21 protein-coding genes are annotated in these 19,308 nt (G+C 74.0%); 4 read left to right on the plus strand and 17 right to left on the minus strand.

Annotation, left to right across the window (positions count from 1 at the left end; genetic code table 11):
- Nucleotides 1-15: 15 nt before the first annotated feature.
- The 8 genes from pqqB to ACZ7FF_RS21680 all read right to left on the minus strand — a co-directional run bounded on the left by pqqB (nt 16) and on the right by ACZ7FF_RS21680 (nt 6,963).
- Nucleotides 16-906: a pyrroloquinoline quinone biosynthesis protein PqqB gene (pqqB, locus tag ACZ7FF_RS21645; RefSeq protein WP_470813865.1), complete on the minus strand. Its 891-nt coding sequence runs from the start codon at nt 904-906 to the stop codon at nt 16-18.
- 68 nt (nt 907-974) lie between these two features.
- Nucleotides 975-2,087, minus strand: coding sequence for a hypothetical protein (locus ACZ7FF_RS21650; RefSeq protein ID WP_470813866.1), 1,113 nt, complete (start codon nt 2,085-2,087; stop codon nt 975-977).
- Between the two features lie 150 nt (nt 2,088-2,237).
- Entirely contained in the window at nt 2,238-2,636 is a 399-nt protein-coding gene (locus ACZ7FF_RS21655; protein WP_470813867.1) for an SseB family protein, read from the minus strand.
- Between the two features lie 222 nt (nt 2,637-2,858).
- Nucleotides 2,859-3,566 carry a GntR family transcriptional regulator gene (locus ACZ7FF_RS21660; protein ID WP_470813868.1) on the minus strand — a complete coding sequence of 236 codons (708 nt, stop codon included), beginning with the start codon at nt 3,564-3,566 and terminating at the stop codon, nt 2,859-2,861.
- Entirely contained in the window at nt 3,563-4,114 is a 552-nt protein-coding gene (locus tag ACZ7FF_RS21665; protein ID WP_470813869.1) for a cysteine hydrolase family protein, read from the minus strand. The genes ACZ7FF_RS21660 and ACZ7FF_RS21665 overlap by 4 nt, the downstream gene beginning before the upstream one ends.
- On the minus strand, nt 4,111-5,622 hold the full coding sequence (locus ACZ7FF_RS21670; protein WP_470813870.1) for a purine-cytosine permease family protein: 1,512 nt from the start codon (nt 5,620-5,622) through the stop codon (nt 4,111-4,113). The genes ACZ7FF_RS21665 and ACZ7FF_RS21670 overlap by 4 nt, the downstream gene beginning before the upstream one ends.
- Before the next feature lie 93 nt (nt 5,623-5,715).
- Nucleotides 5,716-5,961: a hypothetical protein gene (locus ACZ7FF_RS21675; protein WP_470813871.1), complete on the minus strand. Its 246-nt coding sequence runs from the start codon at nt 5,959-5,961 to the stop codon at nt 5,716-5,718.
- 156 nt (nt 5,962-6,117) lie between these two features.
- Nucleotides 6,118-6,963: a helix-turn-helix transcriptional regulator gene (locus ACZ7FF_RS21680; RefSeq protein ID WP_470813872.1), complete on the minus strand. Its 846-nt coding sequence runs from the start codon at nt 6,961-6,963 to the stop codon at nt 6,118-6,120.
- Between the two features lie 102 nt (nt 6,964-7,065).
- Between ACZ7FF_RS21680 and ACZ7FF_RS21685 the strand changes: the two genes are divergently transcribed.
- Both ACZ7FF_RS21685 and ACZ7FF_RS21690 read left to right on the plus strand, forming a co-directional pair.
- The gene (locus ACZ7FF_RS21685) at nt 7,066-7,773 is read left to right on the plus strand and encodes an SDR family NAD(P)-dependent oxidoreductase (RefSeq protein WP_470813873.1); all 708 of its coding nucleotides are present in this window, start codon (nt 7,066-7,068) and stop codon (nt 7,771-7,773) included.
- Between the two features lie 145 nt (nt 7,774-7,918).
- Nucleotides 7,919-8,992: an NAD(+)/NADH kinase gene (locus tag ACZ7FF_RS21690; protein ID WP_470813874.1), complete on the plus strand. Its 1,074-nt coding sequence runs from the start codon at nt 7,919-7,921 to the stop codon at nt 8,990-8,992.
- On the opposite strand, the gene ACZ7FF_RS21695 is transcribed toward ACZ7FF_RS21690, so the two are convergent.
- The 6 genes from ACZ7FF_RS21695 to ACZ7FF_RS21720 all read right to left on the minus strand — a co-directional run bounded on the left by ACZ7FF_RS21695 (nt 8,984) and on the right by ACZ7FF_RS21720 (nt 13,285).
- On the minus strand, nt 8,984-9,268 hold the full coding sequence (locus ACZ7FF_RS21695) for a hypothetical protein (protein WP_470813875.1): 285 nt from the start codon (nt 9,266-9,268) through the stop codon (nt 8,984-8,986). The genes ACZ7FF_RS21690 and ACZ7FF_RS21695 overlap by 9 nt on opposite strands.
- Before the next feature lie 108 nt (nt 9,269-9,376).
- Complete coding sequence (locus ACZ7FF_RS21700) at nt 9,377-10,051, minus strand: ankyrin repeat domain-containing protein (protein ID WP_470813876.1); 675 nt, start codon at nt 10,049-10,051, stop codon at nt 9,377-9,379.
- A 156-nt stretch (nt 10,052-10,207) separates the two neighbouring features.
- The gene (locus ACZ7FF_RS21705; RefSeq protein ID WP_470813877.1) at nt 10,208-10,633 is read right to left on the minus strand and encodes a DUF7144 family membrane protein; all 426 of its coding nucleotides are present in this window, start codon (nt 10,631-10,633) and stop codon (nt 10,208-10,210) included.
- A 33-nt stretch (nt 10,634-10,666) separates the two neighbouring features.
- Nucleotides 10,667-11,128: an SHOCT domain-containing protein gene (locus ACZ7FF_RS21710; RefSeq protein ID WP_470813878.1), complete on the minus strand. Its 462-nt coding sequence runs from the start codon at nt 11,126-11,128 to the stop codon at nt 10,667-10,669.
- 103 nt (nt 11,129-11,231) lie between these two features.
- Nucleotides 11,232-12,578 (minus strand): hypothetical protein, encoded by a 1,347-nt coding sequence (locus tag ACZ7FF_RS21715; protein WP_470813879.1) that lies wholly within the window; start codon nt 12,576-12,578, stop codon nt 11,232-11,234.
- 62 nt (nt 12,579-12,640) lie between these two features.
- Nucleotides 12,641-13,285: an HdeD family acid-resistance protein gene (locus ACZ7FF_RS21720; protein WP_470813880.1), complete on the minus strand. Its 645-nt coding sequence runs from the start codon at nt 13,283-13,285 to the stop codon at nt 12,641-12,643.
- A gap of 198 nt (nt 13,286-13,483) precedes the next feature.
- Here ACZ7FF_RS21720 and ACZ7FF_RS21725 point away from each other — a divergent pair, with 198 nt between their 5' ends.
- Nucleotides 13,484-14,062, plus strand: a complete 579-nt coding sequence (locus ACZ7FF_RS21725) for an ion channel (protein WP_470813881.1) — start codon at nt 13,484-13,486, stop codon at nt 14,060-14,062.
- Nucleotides 14,063-14,103: 41 nt separating this feature from the next.
- The gene (locus ACZ7FF_RS21730) at nt 14,104-15,513 is read left to right on the plus strand and encodes a DUF2252 domain-containing protein (protein ID WP_470813882.1); all 1,410 of its coding nucleotides are present in this window, start codon (nt 14,104-14,106) and stop codon (nt 15,511-15,513) included.
- Nucleotides 15,514-15,525: 12 nt separating this feature from the next.
- Here ACZ7FF_RS21730 and ACZ7FF_RS21735 read toward each other — a convergent pair whose 3' ends face one another.
- From ACZ7FF_RS21735 to ACZ7FF_RS21745, 3 genes are all read right to left on the minus strand, one after another.
- On the minus strand, nt 15,526-15,723 hold the full coding sequence (locus ACZ7FF_RS21735; protein ID WP_470813883.1) for a hypothetical protein: 198 nt from the start codon (nt 15,721-15,723) through the stop codon (nt 15,526-15,528).
- Between the two features lie 126 nt (nt 15,724-15,849).
- Complete coding sequence (locus ACZ7FF_RS21740; protein ID WP_470813884.1) at nt 15,850-16,368, minus strand: hypothetical protein; 519 nt, start codon at nt 16,366-16,368, stop codon at nt 15,850-15,852.
- A gap of 125 nt (nt 16,369-16,493) precedes the next feature.
- Nucleotides 16,494-19,181: a winged helix-turn-helix domain-containing protein gene (locus ACZ7FF_RS21745; RefSeq protein WP_470813885.1), complete on the minus strand. Its 2,688-nt coding sequence runs from the start codon at nt 19,179-19,181 to the stop codon at nt 16,494-16,496.
- Between the last annotated feature and the right edge of the window lie 127 nt (nt 19,182-19,308).

Raw genomic sequence — 19,308 nt, forward strand, 5'->3', positions numbered from 1 at the left:
GCTGGGACAGCACACCTAGAGCAGCAGCTCGGACCCGTCCGGCAGGACCTCGACACCTTCCCCGGCGACCCGCGCGCGTTCCGCCGAGCCCGGGTCGAGCAGCGGGTTCGCGTGGTCGAGGTGGGTGTAGATCCGGCGGGCCCCCAGGTGACGGGAGAGCGGATCGAGGGTGCCGTCGAGCCCGGTGACCGGCAGGTGTCCCCCGGTCGCGTGCCCGGCACCGGACCGCACGGCCGGCCCCCTCTCGTCGGCGGCGAAGTACGTCCCGTCCATCAGCACGCAGTCCGCCTCGGCGCACAGCTCGTCCAGTTCCTCGTCCCAGGCACCGACGCACGGCGCGTACACCAGCACGCCCCCGCTCGCCAGGTCCTCGATGCGGTACGCCGTCATCCAGGGCCCGGCGGGCGCCGGTGGCCGCTCGGGCACGTACACCGGGGGTTCGGAGCCCACCGGATGGGCCGTGACGACCAGACCGCCCGCCAGCACGAAGCCGCCGTCGGCCAGGCCGTCCGCCCATTCCCAGAGGGCGAAGCGGTCCAGGGCGGCGCGCGCGGGGCCGAGGGCGGCGCGGACCGGCGGGGCCGCGTACACCCGCAGGCCGGTCGTGCCCCGCAACTCGGCCAGACCCACGACGTGTTCGGCCTCGGCGTCGGTGAGCAGCACACCCCGCAGCGGTGACTCCCGGGGCCCGGGCCCCGGCCGCAGGGCCGGTACGGCACCCGCCTGGGCGCGCAGGTCGGGCGAGGCGTTCAGCAGCCACCAGTCCCGGCCGTTCCCCGTGACGGCGGCGCACTCCCGCGTCCGGGAGGGCAGCCGGCCGTCCCGGGCGGCCCCGCACGGCGCGCAGGCGCAGTTCCACTGCGGGAAGCCGCCGCCCGCGGCGGTGCCCAGCAGGACGACCCTCACGACCATCGGCTCCTTAGGCTCGCCGGACCGGTCTCCCGCTGGGATCTTCCCTGCGCGGGGCCGGGTGACTACTCCCCGGCGGGGGGCAGTTCCGGCCGACCTCCGTCGGGACGCCGGTCCACGGGGCGCTGCGGCGGGATGGGGGCGCAGCCGAAGTCGCGGCCGCCGGTCCACAGGGCGGGTACGGCGTCGCAGCGGCGGCACAGCTCGTAGGCGACCGTCTCGTAGTTGACCCGCCAGCCCCGGAAGTGCGGCCAGGCCTCCTTGGGACTGCGCTCCGCCCGGAATCCGGCCGCGTCCATCATCGCCACGGCCGCGTCGAACTCGGCGAAGGTGAGCTGGATGGGGGTGTCGGGCGAGGGGTCGGCGTCGAAGGGAACGCGCACCACGCGGCCGATGTCGCGCAGGGCGCTGAAGCCGGCCCGCAGCACCAGGCGCGCCTCGGGCGGCGCGGTGCGGGGGTCGAGGGCGAGCTGCAGCGCCGCCGCGTCCATCACCGCGATCAGGCCCACCAGCCAGCTGCGGCGCGCACGCGGCGAGCGGAAGGTCAGCAGGATCGGGTACGTGGAGTGGCTCTCGCCCATGTCGGCGGCGAGCCGCTCCCAGGCGCGGTACAGCTCGGGCAGCGCGGTCTCGGTGTCGACCAGCCACTGCCGGGCGAGGATCTCCGGACCCCAGGCGGGCTCGCCGGCCCTGGCCTGGAGCAGGGTGACCTCCAGCTCACGGCGGTTGTAGGCGCTGTACAGGGTGGGCAGGTAGGCGATCTGCAGCGCGATCAGCACCGGCCCGGTGGCCGCGGCGACGAAGTCCAGCACCGACAGCTTCAGGCGCGCGCCGCTGGCGAAGCCGAGCGTGAACAGGCTGGAGCCGGCCTCCCGGAACGCGGTGGACCAGGACAGCGGGGACAGCGCGTACAGCAGGAACCCGAAGCCGACCAGGGCCCCGGCGAGCCAGGTGACGAGCATGCCGATGAGCATCAGCGGGGCGAGCCATGTCTGCGACCGGTCGATGGCGTCGTAGTCGCCGTGGGGCGTCGTCAGCCGGAGCAGCCGGCGCAGCACCCGCCACAGGCGGAAGACCAGCCCGGAGTAGAGGCCCCTGGGCACTACGAGGCTGCGGAGGATGCTGCTCAGCACGAGGGAGAGGAGCAGCCCCCCTACCGCGCCGGCGATGTATTGCATGACCCCATTTTCCCGCCGGACGGGCGGGTGATCGCTCTGGGCACGGCCGCGGGGGCGCCGGGGCGCCCGCGCCCGCGTGTCGTGGCCGCCTGCGCCCGTGCGCCGGGGCCGCACTCCCGTGCGGCCCCGGTTCCTTCGAGCGGGCGCTGCTCAGCGGGCCAGAAGGGTGCGTACCCCCTGTGACGTGAGCGTCAGGGCGTGGGTGGAACTGCCGTCGATGGCGAGGGAGAGGTCCTCGTCCGGCCACTGGGAGGCCAGCGCGCCGAGCGGGATGAGGCGGTAGCGGGAGATGAACGGCAGTAGCTCGGCCATCTCGCCCTCCGAGGTGAACACGGGGACGACCGGGTCCCCTCCGGGCTGTTCGAGGACGGGCAGGGAAACCGTCGTGGCGTCGGCGCCCTCTCCGTCCACGGCGTCGTCCGGCACCGGGATGAGTACGTCGCTGTGGGCGAGGGTGTCCAGGGCGGCCTGGTCCTCGGCGTTCACGGTCAACGCGTCCAGCGCCTGCTGGGCAGCCGTCGGCCGGATGTCGTGTGCGGGTGTCTCCATGGCAGATCCCCAGGTAGCGGTCGTCGTACGGGCCGCCCGGACGAGCCGTCCGGGCGTGCTCCCGCCTCGCGTACCCGGGTGGCGCCCGGGGCATGCGTGCGGATCGGGGGGAGGTCCGGTGGCGGGGCGGTGGCCGGGGCGGTGAGAGGCCGGCCACTGGCCGATCCGGGTACGTCCGTGCGGTGGGCGGAGCCGGCGGGCCCCGGTCGAGCGGACCCGGGGTCAGCCGTAGGTCAGGCCCAGCCGGACGTGACCGGGATCGTACAGGCCGACGACGTGCTCGACGAAGCCGCCGTCGGCCGCGCGGCTGGTGCGCCGCGTCTCCAGGAACCAGTCCCCCGGCGTGCGCCGCAGCAGCCGCGCCTCACGGGCGCCGAGCCGCCGCCCGGACACCCGCTGCTCGCCGTGGTCGGGCCGCAGTCCCGAACGCAGCAGCGCCTCGGTGACCGGCTGACCGCCGAGGCCCTCGGCGGTCAGTTCCCGGATCGCGGGCACCGGCGGCAGGAGACTGCGCTCGTACGACGTCACGGTGCCGTCCGCGACCAGCTCCCGGGTCTGCTCCACGCACACGAACACGTCCTCGTCCAGGTCGAGTTCCGCGGCGAGGGCGCGGTCGCGCGTCTCGTGCACGGCGAGGGTCCGCAGCCTGCTGTCCATGGCCGGCGCCGTCAGGGGGCGGGCCCAGCCGAGCCGGTCGTCGGGCGGGCGGCCGTCGAAGACGACGTAGGAGCCCTTGCCGGTGCGGGTGGTGATCAGGCCCTCCTCGGACAGCTCGGCGAGGGCCGCGCGGACGGTCGTACGGCTCACTCCGAACCGTGCGGCGAGGGTGTGCTCGCCGGGCAGCCGCTCCCCCGCCGGGCGGCGGCCGGCGCGGATCTCCTCGGCGAGGGCGCGGCTGATCTGCTGGTGCTTGAGCGGGACGCCGGTCACGGCTCGTCCTCCGCGAGCAGGCCCGCGACGGTGGTGACCCGGACGAGCGGCCGGTACAGCTCCATGATCTGCAGGGCCTTGAGGTGGGAGTCGTCGTCGGCGCCGGCGCAGGCGTCCGCGACCACCAGCACCTCTATCCCGGCGTCCGCCGCGGCCAGGGCGGTGGACAGCACACAGCAGTCGGTGCTGACGCCGGCCAGGACCAGCCGGCCGTCCGGGCCGACGCGGTCGGCGAGTTCCGGGGTCCACTTGCCGAAGGTGCTGGTGTCCACGACGTGCCCGGCCACGGCGGCGAACTCGTCGGTGAGGTGCCACAGACGGGCGTCCGGGGGCCGAAGCGCGAACGGCCACCGGCCGTAGTAGGCGCGCCATGCGCCGGTCGGCTCGCTCGGGGCGAGGAAGCGGGTGAAGACGACGCGGTCGGCGAAGGCCGGCAGCAGGCTGTTCACGCCCGCCGCGGCGTCGGCGTAGCGGGGCGCCGCCCAGGGGCTGGCCGGGTCGGCGAAGACGCGCTGCATGTCTATGACGGCGAGGAGCCCGGTGCTCACGCGTTGCACACCCCCTCGTCCGCCCCGCTCGGCGCCTGCGCCTCCTGCGCGCGCACCCGGCCGCGGCCGAGCAGCAGGGAGCCCAGGAAGGCGAGCGCGAGGGCGGCCAGGACACCCAGGTTGGCGTACGCCCAGGCGCCGGACTTGCCGCCGAGGCCGAACGGCTCCAGGAGGTAGCCCTGCCAGGTCAGCCAGCGGGCGGCGGTGTCGGTGACCAGACCCCAGCCGACGGCCGTCGCGCCGAGGGTGAGGAGCAGGGGCACCGGGGGGACGTCGCCGTAGCGGCCCTCCGGGCGGTACAGGTCTCCCTCGTCGTAGTCGCGGCGGCGCAGGGCGAGGTCGGCGAGCATCACGCCGGACCATGCCGCTATGGGCACGCCGAGCGTGGTGAGGATGCCGAGGAACTGGCCGAGGAAGTCACCGGCGAAGAACACGATGTAGACCGAACCGGCGATCATGAGGCAGCCGTCGAGGAACGCGGCCAGATAGCGCGGCACGCGCAGGCCGGCGGAGAGCAGGGCCAGGCCCGAGGAGTAGATGTCGAGGACCGCGCCGCCGACCAGGCCGAGGACGGCGACCACGGCGAACGGCACCAGGAACCAGGTGGGCAGGATCGTGGTGAGCGCGCCGATCGGGTCGGCGGCGATGGCCTTGCTCAGCGCCGGTGAGGAGCCGGCCAGCAGCAGGCCGAAGACCAGCAGGAGCACCGGGGCGAGGGATCCGCCGAAGGCCGTCCAGCCGACCACCCCCCGGCTGGAGGAACTCCGGGGCAGGTAGCGGGAGTAGTCGGCGGCCGCGTTGACCCAGCCGAGGCCGAAGCCGGCCATCGTGAACACCAGGGCGCCGATGAACTGCTGCGGGGAGCCGCCCGGGACGGCGCTGACGGCGCTCCAGTGGACGTGGTCCGCGACGAGGCCGACGTACACGAGCGTGAGCAGGCCCGTGATCAGGGTGATGGCGGTCTGCAGGCGCATGATCATGTCGAAGCCCATGACCCCGGCGACGACCGTCAGGGCCGCCACCACCATGAGGGCGACGACCTTGGTCTCGGTACCGCCGCCCCAGCCGAGCCGGGTGAACACGGTCGCGGTGGCCAGGGTGGCGAGCGAGGTGAGGACGGTCTCCCAGCCGACGGTCAGCATCCAGGAGATCACCGAGGGCAGCCGGTTGCCGCGCACCCCGTACGCGGCCCGGCTGAGCACCATGGTGGGCGCCGAGCCGCGCTTTCCGGCGACCGCGACGAAGCCGCACAGCAGGAACGAGGCGACGATGCCGATCGCGCCCGCGGCGAGCGCCTGCCAGAAGGAGAGGCCGAAGCCGAGCGTGAAGGCGCCGTAGCCCAGCCCGAGGACGGAGACGTTGGCCCCGAACCAGGGCCAGAACAGCATGCGCGGGGTGCCCTTGCGGTCCGCGTCCCCGATCACGTCCAGCCCGTGCGTCTCCAGCTGGATCGGGAGGCCGGCGGATCTGCCGTCGGTGGTGCCGGGGGGGTCCTGCGGATGCGTCATCGCGACCTACCTGTCCAGACGTGTCCAGTCACGCTAGGTCGGCGTCACGCAGAGCGTCAAGGACGGCACGCGCTGTGCGCGTGCCGTCGATCGTCAGCGGTCGAACTCCTCCTGGATCCGCGTGCGCGGTTCCTCCCGCAGGTGCTGCGAGATCCCGGGCTTGCCGCCCTGTTCCGCCCGCTGTGCGGCGGTGCGGCCGGGGCCGGCGTCCTGCGGGACGCTCTCCTCGTCCACGTCACCCTCCGCCTGGGACGGGGTGGTCCGGAGCGGCTGCGCGGCCCCCGCCTCGTCCGGCTCCCGCTCGCCCTCGGCCTGGGAGGGGGTGGTGTACTCGCTCATCTGGGCCTCCCGCACTCGTCCCGCGGCTGTTCCGGGGCTGTTTCAGGGCTGTTTCAGGGCCCCGAGTACCCGCCCGCGCCGCCTCCCACGACGGGCCGGGCACATGAATCCACTCCCGGTGCCCGGCTCCTGACCGGTCCGGGCCGCCGCGCGGGCTCACCGTGCGGTGGGGAGTTCCTGGGTTCGGAGGACGGTGAGCAGGGACAGGCGCTCGGCGTCCTCGGTGCCGGGCTCGGCGGTGTAGACCATGATCCGCAGATCGCTGCCGGCCACGGAGAGCACGTCGCAGTCGAGTGTGACCGGTCCGACGGCCGGGTGTTCGACGGTCTTGCGCGCCGCGTCGTGGACGCCGACCACGCCGCTGTCCCACAGCCCCGCGAAGCGGTCGCTGCGCTCGCGCAGTTCCTTGATCAGGGCGTGCAGCCGGCGGTCCGCCGGGTAGCGCTCGGCGGCGGTGCGCAGGTCGGCGACGAGCGCCGTCTCGAAGGCGCGCCGCGCGTCCGGCGTGTGGGTGACGCCGTGTCCGGGGCCGAGGAAGTGCCGCCACACACCGTTGCGTTGCCCGCCCTCCAGCCGTGAGGGGTCGCCCATCAGGGCGGCGTACGGCGCGTTGGCGACCAGCAGCGTCCAGGTGGCGTCGTAGACCGCGACCGGGGTCCCGGCCAGCCGGTCCAGCAACCGCTGCACGCTGGGCGGGATGAAGGCGGGCACGGTCCGCGGCCCGGGCGGTGCCAGTCCGGCCAGCCGGTAGAGGTGGTCGCGTTCGAGGGCGGACAGCCGCAGCGCGCGGGCCAGCGACTCGACGACCTGCGAGGAGGGGTTGGTCGCACGGCCCTGCTCCAGCCGCATCACGTAGTCGACGGAGATCCCCGCCAGCTGCGCCAGTTCCTCCCGGCGCAGCCCCGCGGCCCGCCTGCGGCCCCCGGCGGGCAGTCCGGCGTCCCCGGGCGGGAGCCGGTCGCGCCACCGGTGGATCGCCGCCCCCAGTTCCCCGCTCGTCATGCCCCCCAGTGTGCCGCGCGGCGCGCGGGCGTGCCTGGTACCGCGGTTCCTAGGAAAACGCCTCTTCTGGCTGTGCCGGTGACGTCGGCGCAGCCTTGAAGCATGACGAACACACTCATCACCGGAGCCAACAAGGGGCTCGGCTTCGAGACCGCCCGCCGGCTGCTCGCCGCGGGACACACCGTCCACCTCGGCGCCCGCGACCCCGGGCGCGGCCGGCGCGCCGCCGACGAACTGGGCGCCCGCTTCGTACGGCTCGACGTGACCGACGACGCCTCGGTCGCCGCCGCGGTCAAGACGATCGAGGCCGAGGGCGGGCTGGACGTCCTGGTCAACAACGCCGGCGTCGAACCACGCCAACCCGACGGCGGGTTCGTCGACCCCGCCGCGACCACCGCGGACGACGTGCGGGCCGTGTTCGAGACCAATGTCTTCGGCATGGTCCGGGTGCTGCACGCCTTCCTGCCTCTGCTGCGGCGCTCGGCCCGCCCGGTCGTCGTCAACGTCAGCAGCGGACTCGCCTCGGCGGCGGCGCTCGCGGACCCGGCGGCGCCCGAGCACTTCTACCCCGACCTCGCCTACCCGTCGTCCAAGGCCGCGGTGAACATGCTCACCGTGCAGTACGCCAAGGCGTTCGAAGGCATCAGGATCAACGCCGTCGACCCCGGGTTCACCGCCACCGACCTCAACCACAACACCGGGACGCAGACGGTCGGGCAGGGTGCCGAGGTCATCGTCCGTATGGCGGGCATCGGCCCGGACGGTCCCACCGGCACCTTCCGGAACGCGGCCGGAGTCCTGCCGTGGTGACCGGCCCCCGGGGCACCGGCGACGGACCGGCCGACGAGAGGGCGTGTCGCTGCCCCGGCTGTGGCACGCGGCGGCGTGGCGCGTGCCGGGCCGCCGCGGTCCGCGGCGAGGATGGCGCACGGTGGCAGCGGGCTGGGAGGCGGACATGACGGTGAACCGTATCGGCCTGGTCGCGCACGGCGGTCGGCCCGAGGCAGTGGCGGCCGGGCGGGCCGTGCGCGAGTGGTGCGCCGAGCACGCCGTGGCGTGCACCGACATCGACGTGTGGCGTGAGGGCGCCCGGCACAGCGCGCGGGAGGAGGTCGACGCCGCGAGCGATCCGGACCTGATCGTGACGCTCGGCGGCGACGGCACCTTCCTGCGCGGGGCCCGCCTCGCGGCGGAGAACGACGCGCTGGTGCTCGGCGTGGACCTCGGGCGGGTCGGCTTCCTGACCGAGGTGCCCGCGACGGCGGTGCGGGTGGCGCTGGACGCGGTGCGCGAGGAGCGGATCACCGTGGAGAGCCGCATGCTCCTCACGATGCGGGCGTCCTGCCGGATGGAGGTGCCCTCGCAGATGGAGGTGCTGATGCGGTACGGCCGCGGGCCGCTGCTGCCGCCGCCCCGGGTGCGCGCGGAGTGCGTGACGGGCAGCGACTGGGGCGTGGCGCTGAACGTCACCGCGCTGAACGACGTCGTGCTGGAGAAGCTGGCCCGGGACCGCCAGGTGTCGGTGGCGGTCTATCTGGCCGGGCGGCTGCTCGCGTCCTACTCCGCCGACGCGCTGCTGGTGGCAACGCCCACGGGCTCCACCGCTTACAGCTTCGCCGCCGGCGGTCCGGTCGTCTCGCCCCGCGCGGAGGGGCTCGTCTTCACGCCGGTGGCCCCGCACATGGTGTTCAACCGGTCGGTGGTGGCCGCGCCCGACGAGCCCATCGCGCTGCGGGTGCTGGAACGGTCGGGCCCGGCCGCGGTCAGCATCGACGGCCAGCTGCGCGGTGTGCTGAGTCCCGGTGACTGGATCGGCGTGTACGCGGCGCCCCGCCGGCTCAAGGCGGTCAGGCTCGGCCCGATGGACTTCTACGGCCGGCTGCGTGAGCGCATGAACCTGACCGACGCCCCGGCCGCGCTCGCCGACGGCGAGGCCGCGCCGCTGTGGCCGGTGTCCACCCCGCCGCCCGCCGACCTCGCCCACCTGGCCCTGCCCGCGGCCCCCGGCGACACGCCCCTGTCACGGTGAACCCGTGGACGTGCCCCTAGCCGCGGGGCGGCCGGCCCCGACTGCCGCTCCGCGCACCCGCGTTCGCGGACGACGGCCGGCGGCCCGAGCGGTCTGCGCAGGGAGCCCGGCCGCGGTCGCGTGGACCTCCACCTCGGTGCGCGCGTGCAGCACCGCGGTGGTGACGAGTGCACCGGCGAGCAGTTCGGCGGTGTCCAGCGTCCCGGGCGCGACGCCGCCCAGCGTGGCCCGCACGAAACGGCGCGCCGACGCGACACCCTCGGGTCGCGCGGGCAACCGTCGCGACGGCGCTCCTGGCGCACGCAGACCGCCCGTGTCGACACCGTGTACCCAGGAATTCCGGGCGGAACGACTCCGTACGGCGCCTGCCTCAGGAGGCCGCCGTCACAGCCGCCCGCCCTCCTGGAGGTACACGCCCTCGGCCGTGACCCGGTCCGTGCGCTCGGAGCCCCCGACGACGCGGATCCAGCTGTCCACGGTCAGCTCGGTACCGCTCAGCGCGATCCTGAATCCCCCGTACATGCCCGGGACGGGGAACCAGCACACCGGGTGGTCGAGTTCCGTCAGCACCTCCAGCTCGGGCAGCCGCAGCTCGTGCCGTGTGGCCAGGTCGGGGCCGGCGCCCGGGCTCGCCCGGTGCCGGATCAGTCGGTGCAAGTGGGCCTGCAGCCCGGTGAGTTCGTCCGGCGGCAGGGGGTGCCGCAGGTCCGGGAGCAGCAGCGGGGTGAGATGCGCGTGGCCGCGCCGGGCGGCGATGTCCACGGCGCGGTCCCCGTCGCTCGTCCGCAGCGTGCGCCAGGCGCCGTACTCCAGCAGGCGCTCGGCGGTCCCGGCGGGGACCCCGTGCCAGGCCGCCTGGTGCAGCGGCGTGTAGCCGCTGCTGCCTTCCAGCCGGGCGCAGTTGGCCCATTCCGGACGCTCGTCGAGGATGCCGAGGGCCGTGGGCCAGTCCCCGTCCCGTGCCGCGTCGGCAAGCCGGTCACGGCGCTGCGTGAACGCCTTCTTGACCGTCTTCCGGCGGGTGACGCCGTCCCACTGCGCGACACGCTGCTCAGCCACGGACAGAGTGTACGAGGCGGGAGGGCCGGGCCGGACGGGGACGAGGTCGGGATCCGGACGTTCGCGGCACCGAGCGGAGGCCGCCCGGACATGGCGGCCTCCTGGGAGGGCCGGCCGGCTCTGCCCCTGAGCCGCCGGCCGAAGACACTCCCGCCCTCAGTCGAACAGGGTGTTGTCCTGCCGCACCACGCACAACGCCCAGATGATGAAGGCGGACAGGGCGATCACCACGATCGACCAGACCGGGTAGTACGGCAGGGAGAGGAAGTTGGCGAGGATGACCAGCGAGGCGATGACCACTCCCGAGACCCGTGCCCACATCGCCACCCGGAAGAGTCCGTAGCAGACGAGGAGGGCGAGGACGCCGAGGACCAGGTGGATCCAGCCCCAGCCGGTGAGGCTGAACTTGAAGACGTAGTTGCGCGTCGTGAGGAAGACGTCGTCGTGGGCGATCGCCATGATGCCGCGGAAGATGTCCAACACTCCGACGAGCAGGAGCATGACTGCTGCGAACGCCGTCAGACCGGTCGCCCATTGCTCCTTGGCGGTGGGCTCGTGCCCGGCGCGGGTGGTGGCGGTCATCGTGCTACCTCGTTTCTCTCCGGTGCGCGGTGCTCAGTGCGTGGAGGCGGAGGGGACCGCTCCCGGGCGGTCGGCCGGCTTGTGGCCGGTGAGCACCAGTTCCTTCGCGCGGCGGAACTCGTCCTCGGTGATGTCGCCGCGTGACTTCATCTCGGACAGCTTCGCGAGTTCGTCCGCGCTGGTGGTGGTGGACTGAGCGGTCTCGCGGATGTAGCTGTCGAAGGCCTGCTGCTGGGCGCGCGCCTGTTGGACCTCGCGGCGGCCCATGCCCTTGCCGCGTGCGATCAGGTAGACGAAGACGCCCAGGAACGGCAGGAGCACGACGCAGACGAGCCAGCCGGCCTTGCCCCAGCCGCTCATGTCGTCGTCGCGGAAGATGTCGGCGATGACACGGAAGAGCAGTACGAACCACATGATCCACAGGAAGAAGACCAGCATGGACCAGAAGACGCTCAGCGCCGGATAGTCATACGCGAGGTAGGTCTGCGCGCTCATGTCGCTTCCTCCGTCCCGGGTCTGCGCCCGGTAGTCGATGCGTACCCTGCCAGCCTGCGCGGGCGGGCCCGTCGCCGCCTCACCCGGTGCGGGTGAACGGTGGTCACGGCGTCGCGGGGCGTGGTTCCTCGGGGGTCCGCCCGGTCGCGGCGGCCAGGATCGCCGTGGCCGCGAGCACGACCAGGACCAGCACGAGGACGAGGACCACGCCCCCGACCGTGGGGTGGTTCCACAGCAGCAGTGCCAGGGCGCCGGCCCCGATGGTGACACCGGTCGTCCACGCGCGGTGGGCGGTCAGCCACTCTCCGGCGTGACCGGTGCGCACCCCGGCCCGGCTCAGCTGCCGGCCGGCCGCCGTGGCGCCCCGCTGCGAGGTGTGCCGCACGGCGCGGGCCACTCTGCTCGGCCCGTACAGATAGGCGGCGATCGCCGTGATCACGGCGATGACCAGCAGGGTGCGGACGCTGTCGCGCAGGAAGCGGACGAAGGTGTCGTAGATCGCCGAGGCGGCGTCGGGCGGCAGCGTGGTGGGGGGCACCGAGTCGAGGTAGACGCGCCGGGCGACGACCAGGGCCACCAGCAGTACGACCATCATGACCGCGACGCCGATCGAGGTGACCATCAGCATCAGGCGGTGTCCGGGGGCGGCCCACACGGCCGCGGCGGCCGCGCACAGGGTGATCACGGGCATCCAGGTGCCGAGGATGTCCAGCAGCCGCATCGCGTTCTGGGCCTTGTCGAGCTTGTCGGTGCGGAACAGGGTCACCGAGCGGTCGATCTTCGGGATGGCGGCGGCCTGCTTGAAGCCCGCGTCGACGAGCCGCTTCTGCACCTGGTCGACGACCACGCCGATGTCCAGCTGGACGGTGTCTCCGCTGGCCTTGAGCGCGCCCTGTCCCTCGCCGGTGAGCATGCCGACCACCGCGGACTGTGCCCGCCGGTTGCCCACCACCCATGCCTCCTTGAAGACGTCGCTGGTCACCACGCGGTTGACGACGCGGTGCACGACCGTCTGCACGGCGGAGCGCAGCGGGCCGGTGAGCGCCCTGGACGCGTCGACCACGCGGGGCGGCGCCCCGTTGTCCGCGAGCACCTTGGTGAGCGACGCCGTCACGGCCTGGACGTCCACCTGGGACACGACACGGTCGGTCAGCTTGTTCACGAGGGCGTTCTGGACGGCCGGTTCCGAGGCGAGAGGCGCGACGGTCTGCACGTACCGGTCGGTGTCGGCGACGGTGTCGTGCACCCAGACGGCGACGACGGTCAGGGGGGCGAGGATCAATGTGAGCACCAGGAGGACCGAGGCGCCCACCTGGCGCCACCTCCGGTGCCGCACCCGGGAGGCGCGGCGGAGCCGTAGGTACTCGGCGTGTTCCTCGGCGGTCAGGACGTGACCGGGCTCCGGGGACGCGTCGGAGCGGGACGGTTCGGAGGCGGTACCCGGAGCCATGGCTCCTCCTGTGCGGGTGTGTCACCCGTAGGGGACGTGTGCGAGCGGCCGGGGGCGGAGTGCTAGGTCCCGGGCGGGCCGGCCGATCTGCGCAGCGCGGACCGCCAGGCGAGGGCGAGTCCGGCCTCGGCCAGACCGAGCAGCACGAGCCACAGGCCCAGCAGCCGGGTCAGCGCCACGGCCGACTGGGCGGGCAGGGCGAGGACCACGACGCCCGCGAGGACGCCGATCACGGCGGCGCCGACGAGGAAGCCGCGGTGGGGCAGGTCCCTGGCCCCGAGGGCGGCGTGCAGGACGAGGATCCCGGACACCAGCCAGACGATCCCCACGATCACCGACAGGGCGGTGATCGTCTGCAGGGGGTGTCTCAGGCACAGCACTCCGGCCAGCACGTACAGCACCGCGACGAGGACGCGGGTCACCCGTTCGCCGGCCGCCTCACGGCCGAAGGACTCCACGAAGCGGAAGGCCCCGGTCACCAGCAGGTACAGGCCGATGATCACGGCCAGCACGTGCAGGGTCTCGTGCGGCCAGACCAGGATCAGGATGCCGGGCACCAGGGAGACGAGCGCCGAGCCGAGGATCCAGGTCCAGGAACGACCGAGCCTCGTCAGTGCGTCCGCGATGTCGCCGCCTTCCGGGAGGAAGGCCCCGTCGGGAGCCTGCTCCGATCCGGTGTACGGCCTGTGACCACGTGAAACGGTCATGGCTCCTCCTCACGTGTTCCAGAGCCGCTCCGGACCGGCCGACGGGGCCGTGTGCGGGGACCTCACGGAGCCAGCCTCCGCCGCCGGGCCGCGGCCGGGATCACCCCTGGCGGGTGATCCGGGTCCGGGGCCGGGGCGCTGAGGTGGTGGCGAGGGCAGGCGGCCCGGCCTGCGCCGAAGCGGCGGAAGAGAGAGGCGATGACCGATCCAGTGGCTGCCGGTACGAGGCGCACCCCGCCGGAGGGTGCTCCGGGGCCGGTGCGGCCGGACCGCCGGGCCGCGGCGATGACCCTCGCCCGGTCGGTGGCCATCGTGGCCGGCCTGGTCGTCGCGTACTACCTGGTGCCCCTGGACACGCGCACGACGCTGGGGGCGTCTGTCCTGCTCCTGTGCGGTCTGCTCGCAATTCTCGCGGTCTTCGGGTGGGAGGCGTGGCTCATCGTGCACTCCCCGCATCCGCGGCTGAAGGCCGTCGAGGCCCTGGCGGCCACGGTGGCCCTGTACCTGGTCGTCTACGCGAGCGTCTACTTCCTGATCGAGCGGGACACTCCCGGCTCCTTCACCGAGCCGCTGACCAGGACGGACGCCTTGTACTTCACCCTCACGACGTTCACCACCGTGGGGTACGGCGACATCACCGCGCGGTCCGAGGCGGGCCGGGTGGCCGTGATGTGCCAGATGGTGTGCGGCCTGCTGATCCTGGGCGTCGCCGCCCGGCTGGTCGCGGCCGCGGTCCAGGCCGGGCTGCGCCGGCAGGGACGGGAGCCGCCGGCGTAGGGCCGGCGCGATCCGGGAGCGGTCCGCGGGAGGTTCGCGTCATGAGCACACCGAGCACCATCACCTCGTTCCTGTCACCCGAGGAGCGGGCGGCCCACGGCAGCAGGGCACGCGCGCGCGTGCCGCGTGCCGCGCACGGGTGGTTCGAGGCGGCGGCCGGCCGGTTCGATCCCATCGGGGTGCTGGAACGTCAGTCGGCGTCCCGCCTGCCCGAGCTGGTACCGGTCCGCTACGGCCGCATGCTCGAGTCGCCGTTCCGCTTCTACCGGGGCGCGGCCGCCGTCATGGCCGCGGACCTCGGTTCGCAGCCGGACACGGGCCTGAAGGTGCAGCTCTGCGGGGACGCCCATCTGCTCAACTTCCGGCTGATGGCTTCGCCCGAGCGGCACCTGGTGTTCGACATCAACGACTTCGACGAGACCCTGGCCGGGCCCTTCGAGTGGGACGTCAAGCGCCTGGCGACCAGCTTCGTGATCGCCGGCCGTGCCAACGGTTTCACCACGAAGGAGCAGAACGCCGTGGTGCGCACCTGCGTCGGCGCCTACCGGCAGCGCATGCGGGAGTTCGCCGGCATGCGCACCCTGGACATCTGGTACGCGCAGGACGACACGGACCGGATGCGGGAACTGCTGGCCTCGTCGATGAACCGCACGGCCCGGCGCCGTACGGCCGAGGCGACGGCCCGGGCGCGCACGCGCACCCATCTCCAGGCGTTCGAGAAGCTCACCCTGATCACCGGGGAGGGGCGCCGGTTCGCCCCGGACCCGCCGCTGATCGTGCCGCTGCGGCGGCTGCTGCCCGATCCCGGTGACGACCAGGAGGAGAAGGAGCTGCGCGGCGTCGTGGAGAGCTATGCGCGCAGCCTGTCCTCCGAGCGCCGTCATCTGCTGCGCCGCTACCACCTGGTCGACGTGGCCAGGAAGGTGGTGGGCGTCGGCAGCGTCGGCACCCGGTGCTGGATCCTGCTGATGCTGGGCCGGGACGACACCGATCCGCTGCTGCTGCAGGCCAAGGAGGCGCAGGAGTCGGTGCTCGCCGCCCACACAGGCGGCCCCGGCTACGACAACCAGGGCCGCCGCGTGGTCAGGGGGCAGCGGCTGATCCAGACGGGCAGCGACATCTTCCTCGGCTGGACCCGGGTCGAGGGCCTGGACGGGCGCGGCCGCGACTTCTACGTACGCCAGTTGCGCGACTGGAAGGGCATCGCCCGGCCGGAGACCATGGATCCGGCCCTGCTGGACCTGTTCGCCCGGCTGTGCGGGGGAAGTCTGGCGCGTGCCCACGCCCGGTCCGGCGACCCGGTGGCGATCGCCGCGTACCTGGGGGCGGGCGACCGTTTCGACCGTGCGCTGACCGGGTTCGCCCAGGCCTACGCCGATCTCAACGAGCGGGACTTCGGGGAGCTGGGTGCCGCCGCACGGTCGGGCCGGGTGCGGGCCACGGCTCTGTGAGGAGGGCGGGGATCACTCGGGTGCCTGGCGCATCTCCAGGACGTGCAGCCCCAGCGACTGGCAGCGGGCCAGCAGCCCGTACAGGTGCGCCTCGTCGAGGACCAGGCCGAACAGGATGGTGTGACCGGACATCACCACGTGGTCCAGCTCCGGGAACGCCTTGGCCAGCGTCTCCGTCATCTCTCCGTCGACGCGAATCTCGTAGCGCATGAGGTGCTCTCCCGCGTTCCGCGGACGGGCGTACCCTGCCCTGTTCCTGCGATCCTCCGCCCCGGCCCGCCGCCCGGCCTCACCCGTCGCAGGTGATACCGGGCCCGGACACCCCCGGCCCGCGGCTCAGTGCGTCAGGGAGAGCTTGAAGGAGAGGATCAGCAGGCCGAGGAGGAGGTTGACCGAAGCGGTGACCGCCGCCAGGCGCCAGGAGGCGCCGGCCCGTTGCGCGGCGGCCCAGGACCAGCCCACCTGGCCGGCCACGGCGACGGAGAGCGCCAGCCAGTAGGCGCCGGCGGCGTCCAGGCCCAGCAGCGGGCTGAGGGCCACCGCCGCGGCCGGCGGGACGGCCGCCTTGACGATGGGCCACTCGTCGCGGCACACGTGCAGCACCGTCCGGCGGTTCAGGGGCTGCTGGGCCATCCGCGCCCCGAACAGCTGGGCGTGGACGTGCGCGAGCCAGAACGCCACGCCGGTCAGCATGAGCAGCAGCACCAGCTCGGGCCGGACGACGGAGCCCGTCGCGCCGGCGCCCACCACCACGGAAATGGCCAGCATCGACCCGTAGATTCCGCCGGTGTAGTCCGCGTGGGCCCGCTGCTCCGGCGCGTGTCTTCCGGTGGTGACGTTCCGGGTTCCGGACATCGGTGCCTCCCGCGCTGTCGGTGCCCGTACGGCCCCCGTGCCACCGTCCATGGCAGTCGTGGGGAAGCGGCGGTCGCCTCACCCCGCGCGGGGGATTCCCGGCGCCCGCCGACCGGGCGCGCGGCTCACAGCAGCCCGAGGTCACGTGCGCGGTGCACCGCGTCGTGGCGCCGGTTCACGGCCAGTTTCCGGTAGGCGCTCTTCAGGTGGGTCTTGACCGTGTTGACGGACACGTACAGGTCGGCGGCGATCTCCTCGGTGGACATCATCTCGGCCAGCCGGCGCAGGACGTCGCGTTCGCGTCCGCTGAGCTCCTCCACCACCGGCAGCGGCGGCTGTCCCTCCGGCACCCTGAGGCCGGCCGGTGACGTGCCCCCGGGGGTGAGCCAGCCCGCGGCCAGGGCGCTCAACGGCATCGCACCGAGCAGCGGCGGCAGCCACGGCCCGGCTTCGACGAAGGGGCGCCGCAGCCGCTCGCGCCGGGCCTCGCGCAGCGCCTGGGCCACGAGCCGGCGCTGGAGGGCGCGGTCCCCGGCGTCGCCGGCCAGCTGCGCCCTGACCAGTGCGGCCCGGACGGTCACCGCGGGACCGACGCCGTGCTGGGGCCGCACCTGTTCGAGCAGGTCGACCGCGGTCCCGGCGCGGCCCGCGGCCAGCTCCGCCTGCGCGGCCCCCACCAGGCACACCGGTTCCTCGCCCGGCTCCTCCTCCAGCAGCTTCACGGCCGTCTCCGGCCGGCCCTCGGCGAGGTGGGCGGCGGCGGCCAGCAGCGCCGTGTACGCGTCGGCCCAGGGGCACGCCACGTCGGCCTCGACCGTCCGGTCGGCCACTTCGAGCGCGGCCTCGGTGTCGCCGCGGGCCAGCAGGACCCGCCCGGCGACGATGGTCTGCCCCGCCCGGGTCACCGGGTCGCACGGCGGGTGCCGGGCGTCCGCCGCGGCGTCGAGGAGCGCCTCGGCCCGCTCCAGCTCGTCGCGGTCCATGGCGACGGCGGCGAGGACCAGCGAGCCGAGGCCCGCCCCGGGCGCCGAGGGCGGCCCCGAGCGGTCCGCCGCGGACAGCGCGGCCAGGGCCTTGCGCTCGGCCCGGCCCGGCCAGCCCTTCAGATAGTCGATCAGGGCCAGGTGGCCCAGGCACTCCTCCCGCACCGGTGCCGTCGACACCGTCCGGCCGGAGTCGACCACGGTGGTCAGGGCCCCGCGGGCGTCCGCGAACCGGCCCGCCCACAGCCGTGCCGAGCCGAGATGGGTGAGCAGCAGGGCGGTCAGCTCGGGATGCTCCTCCAGCAGCCGGCCGGGCACCTCGTGGCGCAGCTCCTCGGCGGCCCGCGCGGCCATCTCCGCCCGCCCGGGCGAGCCGGTCAGCCGCGCCGCGAGGGCCTCCAGCAGTGCGCAGCTGAGCCGGGCGGCGGCCAGGTCGGGTACGGCGTCCCCCACCGGGCTCTCCCCGGCCAGGGCCCGTGCGGCCTGTTCCAGGTGGGGCAGCCCCCGGTCGAGGTCGCAGCGGGACAGCTCACGGGCGGCGCGGACGAGATCGGTGGCGGCGGTCCTGGGCTCGGGCCCCATGCCGGAGAAGAGCGTGCACAGGGTGTCGGAGTGCAGTCCGGTGAAGAGCTCCCCGATGGCGAGGTCGCCGACGAGGGCACCGGCGGCCGAGTCCCAGTCGTCCGCGGCGGCCGCGTGGTCGAGGGTCTCCGCGAGCGGCCCGGAGCGCCGCAGCCAGCGGGCCGCCCGGCGGTGCAGTTCGGCCTCCAGCCCTGGGGAGCGCACGCGCAGATGGGCGCGGAGGATCTCCCGGAACAGAGGATGCAGCCGGAACCAGGCGTGCCCGAGGTGCTCGACGAACGCGTTCTCGCGGTGCAGTCCGGTGAGGATGGGTTCGGCGTCGGTGCGCCCGGTGAGCGCGTCGGCGAGGGCGGGGCAGAAGCGGTCGAGGATGCTGATGCGCAGCAGCAGGTCCTGGGTCTCGGCCCGCTGCCGCTTGAGCACCTCGGCCAGCAGGAAGTCGCCGATCGTGCTGCGGTCGGCCTCGAACTCCTTGAGGTAGGTCTGCGGATCGGTCTCGTCCTGCGCCGCCAGGGCGCACAGCCGCAGGCCCGCCGCCCAGCCCCGGGTGCGCTCCACCAGCGAGGTCACTCCGCCGGCCGGGAGGCTCAGGCCGTGCAGGGCCAGCAGGTCGGCCGCCTCGCCGGGGGTGAAGGCCAGCTCGTCGTTCCTGATCTCCGTGACGGCGCCCGCCGCGCGGTAGCGGTGCAGCGGGAGCAGCGGCTCGGTGCGGGTGACGAGCACCAGGCGCAGGCCGCCTCCCGCGTGCCGCAGGACGAACTCCAGCTGGTCGGCGATCTCCGGGGCGGTGACCCGATCGTACTCGTCGATCACGACGACCACCGGCAGCTCCCGGGCGCTCAGTTCCGCGGCGAGCCGGGTGAGCAGCGCGTCGTCCACGGCCTGGGCCTCGGCGGGGACGCCGACCTCGGCGGACGGCGTGACGCCGGCCAGGCGCAGGGCCTGCAGGAGGTAGGCCCAGAAGGTGCCGCACCCCTTGTCCGCGACCTGCGCGGTGAGCCAGGCGACGCGGTCGCCGAGTCCGGCGGCCCAGTCGGCGACCAGCAGTGTCTTGCCCGCACCGGCGGCTCCGTCGACCAGGGTCAGCGGTTTCAGCAGGGCCTCGTCCAGGTGCCTGACCAGGCGGTCGCGGCGCAGGAACGTCACCGGGAGGGTGGGTATGGCGAAGCGGGTCCGCAGGAACGGATCCCCGCAGGGGTCGGAACTCCCGTCCTCGGGCTCCGGTCCGGTCTCGTCCAGCACGGCCATGGTTCACCGCCACTGATGTCGTCAGGTCGCGGACAACACACACCCCTCCTACATCTCAGGATGGCCCTGGACGGGTCTCGCGCCACATGGGCCACTGGTCCCTGGCCGCGGCGGAAGCTCCCCGACG

The organism is Streptomyces sp. NPDC037126, assembly GCF_055605965.1.